Source organism: Streptomyces aureus, assembly GCF_001418135.1.
GTDB classification, from domain to species: Bacteria; Actinomycetota; Actinomycetes; order Streptomycetales; family Streptomycetaceae; genus Streptomyces; species Streptomyces aureus_A.
This window is the reverse complement of record NZ_LIPQ01000607.1, coordinates 1-5,469: the sequence shown is the minus strand read 5'-3', so window position 1 is coordinate 5,469 and position 5,469 is coordinate 1. Positions and strand designations below refer to the sequence as shown.

Annotated in this window: 4 protein-coding genes and 2 pseudogenes; 4 read left to right on the top strand and 2 right to left on the bottom strand. The window is 71.9% G+C overall.

Going from position 1 to position 5,469, the window contains the following annotated elements; genetic code table 11:
• The 3 genes and pseudogenes from AOK00_RS34910 to AOK00_RS34900 form a co-directional block, all read left to right on the top strand.
• A pseudogene (locus tag AOK00_RS34910) lies at positions 1-504 on the top strand (protein phosphatase 2C domain-containing protein); the annotation flags it as partial.
• A gap of 97 nt (positions 505-601) precedes the next feature.
• Positions 602-2,344 carry a pyruvate dehydrogenase gene (locus AOK00_RS34905; protein WP_055604135.1) on the top strand — a complete coding sequence of 581 codons (1,743 nt, stop codon included), beginning with the start codon at positions 602-604 and terminating at the stop codon, positions 2,342-2,344.
• A 70-nt stretch (positions 2,345-2,414) separates the two neighbouring features.
• Positions 2,415-2,819, top strand: coding sequence for an ATP-binding protein (locus AOK00_RS34900; protein ID WP_107097521.1), 405 nt, complete (start codon positions 2,415-2,417; stop codon positions 2,817-2,819).
• A gap of 39 nt (positions 2,820-2,858) precedes the next feature.
• On the opposite strand, the gene AOK00_RS34895 is transcribed toward AOK00_RS34900, so the two are convergent.
• Both AOK00_RS34895 and AOK00_RS34890 read right to left on the bottom strand, forming a co-directional pair.
• The gene (locus AOK00_RS34895) at positions 2,859-3,983 is read right to left on the bottom strand and encodes a DUF2637 domain-containing protein (RefSeq protein WP_055604133.1); all 1,125 of its coding nucleotides are present in this window, start codon (positions 3,981-3,983) and stop codon (positions 2,859-2,861) included.
• A gap of 204 nt (positions 3,984-4,187) precedes the next feature.
• Positions 4,188-5,054, bottom strand: a complete 867-nt coding sequence (locus tag AOK00_RS34890) for a (2Fe-2S)-binding protein (protein WP_055604136.1) — start codon at positions 5,052-5,054, stop codon at positions 4,188-4,190.
• Positions 5,055-5,248: 194 nt separating this feature from the next.
• On the opposite strand from AOK00_RS34890, the pseudogene AOK00_RS39835 reads away from it, so the two are divergent.
• Positions 5,249-5,469 (top strand): annotated as a pseudogene (locus tag AOK00_RS39835) (hypothetical protein); the annotation flags it as partial.

The following is a 5,469-nucleotide window of genomic DNA, read 5'->3' as shown; positions in this document are numbered from 1 at the left end:
GAAGAGACCGCCGCCGCCGACCCCGACTGCCGCACCCGGGTCTTCTTCGGCGTCGGCGGCGGCGGTCTCTTCCGGCTCCGCGACGGCTCCTGGCAGGACATCGAACCGCTCCTGCCCGAGCCGGCCGCCGTCACCGGCGCCCCGGTCGTGAGCTTCGGCTCGCCGCCTCCGCAGGACGCCGCCTCCGAGACCGAGGAGGGCGACCGGCTCACCATGGACCTCGGCATCACGACCGCGCCGGGACCGCTCGTCGAGGAGCCCGTCCCGCCGCCCGCCGAGCCGTTCCGCTTCCGCGCCTCCGTCGCCCGCCCCGGCGACACGCTGCTCCTCGCCTCGCCCGGCCTGGCGGAGCCGATGCGCGGCGAACCCGCCCTCGCCCGCGAGCTCGCGGCCCGCTGGGCCGCTCCCGAGGCGCCCGGACTGGCCGCGTTCCTCGCCGACACCCAGCTGAGGGTGACCGGTTACGCCGACGACCGTACGGGGGTGGGTGTCTGGGAGGCGTGACCCACCGGACGTCATCCACCGGACGTCATGCACCGGACGTCATCCACCGGGCGCAACCCGCCGGGCGCGACCCGCCCGGCCATGTGTTGATGGAGCCATGGCCAAACAGAACGTGGCGGAGCAGTTCGTCGACATCCTCGTCCGCGCGGGAGTCCGGCGCCTGTACGGCGTCGGCGGTGACAGCCTGAACCCGGTCGTCGACGCGATCCGCCGTACCCCCTCGCTCGACTGGATCCAGGTGCGGCACGAGGAGACCGCCGCCTTCGCCGCCGGCGCCGAGGCCCAGATCACCGGCGGCCTCGCCGCCTGCGCCGGATCCTGCGGTCCGGGGAACCTGCACCTCATCAACGGCCTGTACGACGCCCACCGCTCGATGGCCCCCGTCCTGGCCCTCGCCTCGCACATCCCGTCGAGCGAGATCGGTCTGGGCTACTTCCAGGAGACCCACCCCGACCGGCTGTTCCGCGAGTGCAGCCACTACAGCGAACTCATCTCCAACCCGAAGCAGATGCCCCGACTGCTCCACACCGCGATCCAGCACGCCGTCGGCCGCGGCGGCGTCAGCGTGGTCGCGCTGCCAGGCGACATCGCCTCCCAGCCGGCCCCGGAGAAGGCGGTGGAGACCGCGCTCGTCACCTCCCGGCCGACCGTCCGCCCGGGGGACGCCGAGATCGACGCCCTGGTCCGGATGATCGACGCGGCCGACCGGGTGACGCTCTTCTGCGGCAGCGGTACGGCCGGGGCGCACCCCGAGGTGATGCAGTTCGCCGAACGGGTCAAGTCACCGGTCGGCCACGCCCTGCGCGGCAAGGAGTGGATCCAGTACGACAATCCGTACGACGTCGGTATGAGCGGACTGCTCGGCTACGGCGCCGCGTACGAGGCCACCCATGAGTGCGATCTGCTGATCCTGCTCGGCACCGACTTCCCGTACAACGCCTTCCTGCCCGACGACGTCAAGATCGTGCAGGTGGACGTCCGGCCCGAGCACCTCGGCCGCCGCTCCCGGCTCGACCTGGCCGTCTGGGGCGACGTCCGCGAGACCCTGCGCTGTGTGATCCCCCGAGTCCGGGCGAAGACCGACCGGCGCTTCCTCGACAAGATGCTCAAGAAGCACGCCGACGCGCTCGAAGGCGTGGTCAAGGCCTATACCCGCAAGGTCGAGAAACACGTCCCGGTCCACCCCGAGTACGTGGCCTCCGTGATCGACGAACTCGCCGACGACGATGCCGTGTTCACCGTGGACACCGGGATGTGCAACGTCTGGGCGGCCCGCTACCTCAGCCCCAACGGGCGGCGCAGGATCATCGGTTCGTTCAGTCACGGGTCGATGGCGAACGCGCTGCCGCAGGCCATCGGCGCTCAGTTCACCGACCGGAACCGGCAGGTCGTCTCGCTCTCCGGCGACGGCGGATTCTCCATGCTGATGGGCGACTTCCTCACCCTCGTGCAGTACGACCTGCCGGTGAAGGTGATCGTCTTCAACAACTCCTCGCTCGGCATGGTCGAGCTGGAGATGCTGGTCTCCGGACTTCCCTCGTACGGAACGACGAACAGGAACCCGGACTTCGCGGCCCTCGCCCGCGCGGCCGGGGCCTACGGCGTACGGGTCGAGAAGCCCAAGCATCTGACGAGCGCCCTCAAGGACGCCTTCAAGCACAAGGGTCCGGCCCTGGTGGACGTCGTCACCGACCCCAACGCGCTCTCCATCCCGCCGAAGATCAGCGCCGACATGGTGACCGGCTTCGCCCTCTCCGCCAGCAAGATCGTCCTGGACGGGGGAGTGGGCCGGATGCTCCAGATGGCCCGCTCCAACCTGCGCAACGTGCCCCGACCCTGAGGGAATGCGGGCGATTTGGCGGGGCATGCATCCCCGTGAGCCTGTTCGACGCGATCTGTGGGTGGGGGATATGGCCGGGGAGGCACGACAGCCGACTCAACTGCTCAGAAAGGTGGGATGCGCCGATCTCACCGCGGTGCCGGAGGTGCGGCATGCCTTGCGTGAACTGCTGGGGAAGTGGGGCCGACCGGGCGCCTCCGACGTGGCGGAACTGCTCACCAGCGAGCTGGTGACCAACGCCCTGGTCCACACGGAGCACGGGGCCGTCGTGATGGCCACGGTCGTGCCCGAGCAGCTGAGGGTCGAGGTCCGCGACTTCGTCCCCGGTCTCGCGCCACCGCGCGTACCACCCGCCGACGACGGTACGCACGGCAGGGGGCTGATCCTCGTCGAGGCCCTGGCCGACTCCTGGGGAGTCGAGAACCACGGGGTGGGCAAGGTGGTGTGGTTCGAACTGAACGGCGGGGCCGCCTGAGAGGCGGCCCCGCCGGTGTGTGACGGACGGAGCGGTCGCTCAGCCGAACTGCTGCTCCAGGTCCTTGAGCTTGCGCTCCAGGGAGTCGAGACGGGGCAGCGTCTGGGTGTCGTCCTCCGCGGTCAGGTCCACCGTCCGGGAGTCGCTCGTGTGGATGTCACGACCCCTGACGGCTTGGAGGGAGGGCCGGGGGCGAAGCGGCAGTTGTCCCGGATCCGCTATGGCCGGTTCCGCGACGGCGGCCTGCACGGACGCCGACGCGGAACCGGAACCCGAGCCGGTGCCGGACCCCGGACCCGGGCCCGTACCGGAGCCCGAGGAGGCGTTGAGCGCCGCCATCTCCACCTGACGCCCGCCACCCCGGCCGAGCCCGAAGGCGCGGTGCTGACGGTTGATCGCCTTCAGCCGTGCCCGGTCGAGCTTGACCTGGTCGCGCCGGCGGATCCGGTTCTGCTCCTTCTCCCGCCGGTCCTCGCGCACCTCGTCGACGGCCTCGTCCAAGGTCCGTACGCCCTCCAGAAGCATCAGCGACCAGGCGGCGAACGTCTCCCGGGGCGCCCTCATCCACCGCACGATCCGGATCTGCGGCAGCGGGCGGGGCACCAGGCCCTGCTCGCGCAGCGCGGCCCTGCGGGTCTGCTTGAGCGCCCGGTCGAAGAGGACCGCCGCCGAGAGGGACATGCCCGCGAAGAACTGCGGCGCCCCGTCGTGGCCCAGGCCGCGCGGTGCGTGCACCCAGTTGAACCAGGCCGCCGCGCCCGCGAACAGCCAGACGAGCAGCCGCGAGCCGAGGGCCGCGTCGCCGTGGCTGGCCTCGCGGACCGCGAGCACCGAGCAGAACATGGCGGCGCCGTCGAGGCCGAAGGGGACGAGGTACTCCCAGCCCCCGGTGAGGTTGAGGTTCTGCCGGCCGAAGCCGACGAGTCCGTGGAAGGACAGGGCCGCGGCGACCGCGGCACAGCAGAAGAGGAGGACGTAGGAAGCGGTGCCGTACACGGCTTCCTTGCGTCTGCGGCGCTCCTCGCTGCGTTCCCAGGAGTCCTCGGCCGCGGCCTGGTCACCGGCGCGCTTCCCGCGCGCGAGCACCGCCACCGCCGTCAGGACTCCGGCCACCATGACGCCACCCGGAAGCAGCCAGTCCAGCGATATGTCGGTCAGTCTCATGCGGTGTCCCTTGCATCGCAGTAGGGCGTTAGGCGGCTCATACTGGCCGACCCCGTGGGGTGCTCAAGGGGTTTCCGGGCAAGAGCACGCCATCGGGGTGCCACGGCATACGAATAGGTGCGATCTGGTCGAACACCCATGCAGGGGAGGGGGGTTGAGTTCGATTTACGCCACCCGTCCGGGTGGCGTATTCACTCGGGAGCCTCAGGCGGCCGCGGTGAGCCGGCGAACCCGCTCGGCGTCGCACGTCCGGGGACAGGTGAGGCAGGTGTCCTCGGGGCGCAGCGTGTAGAAGAAGCAGCAGGTCGCCCGGTCGCGCGTGGCGCGCGGGGCGCCGTCCGGCCCCTCGGTGCCGGGCAGTTCACGGAAGCCCGCCGCGCCCGCGTAGGGCTTGTACGGCTTGACGGTGCCCGGCATCAGGAGGTCGAGCTCGTCCATCGCCCGCCGCTCCTCGCCGAACAGGGCACCGACGTACCAGAGGCCCTCCACGATCTCGTCCGTGGCCATTCCCCACAGGGCGCGGCGGCCGCGGCGCATCCTGGAGCCGAAGCCGTCGAGGATCGCCTCGAAGTGCTCGGCGAGCGAGGCGCGCACCTCGGCCCGCAGCGCTTCCTCGTCGGCGACCACCCGGGCGCCGGGGAGCGAGGCCGCGGGGTCGTCGGGCAGGCAGGCGAACTCCTCCACCCGGACGGCCATCCGCCCGAGCGCCCGTTGGAACGACACGTTCCCGGCGGGCAGCCGGGGCACCCTGCGGTCCAGGAACCAGGGGACGGTGACGAGCAGGCAGGCGGGCCAGGCGTACCGGTGCAGTCCGAAGCTGGCGACGACGTCGGGGCGGGCCTGGGTGCCGTAGTCGCGCAGCACCTGCGCGTTGTCCCAGGCGAGGAAGGCGTCGAGGTCGGGGCCGCCGGCCGCGAGCTCGTCCGCCCCGACCCAGCCCGCGCCGCGCGGCAACCGCTCGCCGCGGACGTGTTCCTCTATCCGGAGATGGGGGAAGACCTCGGCGAGCCGGGCGTAGGAGGCCGCGACGGGCGAGGTCGGAGAGGCGGGCAACAGGGCGGGGACGGTCATGCGGACCACCGAATCGCGAGCGTTGGCAGGTTAGCCTTACCTTACCCGATTCGGAGTCACCTCTCACCACGGGGCAAGGGGCCGCGACCAGCGAGGCAGCCCTCACACCCCTGATGCCGGTCCGTTCGCCTATGGTGCACAGAGGACCCGGGCGAAGCGAGCCGGGCCCGGCACGAGGCCGCAGGAGGACCCGGGTGGAGCAGGGCGCAGCGCGCGAGCGGGCGACGGAGAGGCCGTCCCCGCCCTTCGGCGACGCCGCCCGGGCCGCGGAGGAGGCCGCACGGGTGCCGGAGCAGGCTCGTGGCATCGGGCGGGCTCCGGGTGGCGCCGAGCGGGCCTCGACACGGGGCGGCCCTGCGGCGCGGAGTCCGTCGGGGGCGAGTCCGCCCGTGCTGAGTCCGCCCGTGCTGAGTCC

What these genes read in the sequence shown, in the direction of transcription:
- AOK00_RS34905 (WP_055604135.1), top strand. Translation starts at nt 602, where the DNA reads ATGGCCAAACAGAACGTGGCGGAGCAGTTCGTCGACATCCTCGTCCGC.
- AOK00_RS34900 (WP_107097521.1), top strand. Translation starts at nt 2,415, where the DNA reads ATGGCCGGGGAGGCACGACAGCCGACTCAACTGCTCAGAAAGGTGGGA.
- AOK00_RS34890 (WP_055604136.1), bottom strand. Translation starts at nt 5,054, where the DNA reads ATGACCGTCCCCGCCCTGTTGCCCGCCTCTCCGACCTCGCCCGTCGCG.
- AOK00_RS34895 (WP_055604133.1), bottom strand. Translation starts at nt 3,983, where the DNA reads ATGAGACTGACCGACATATCGCTGGACTGGCTGCTTCCGGGTGGCGTC.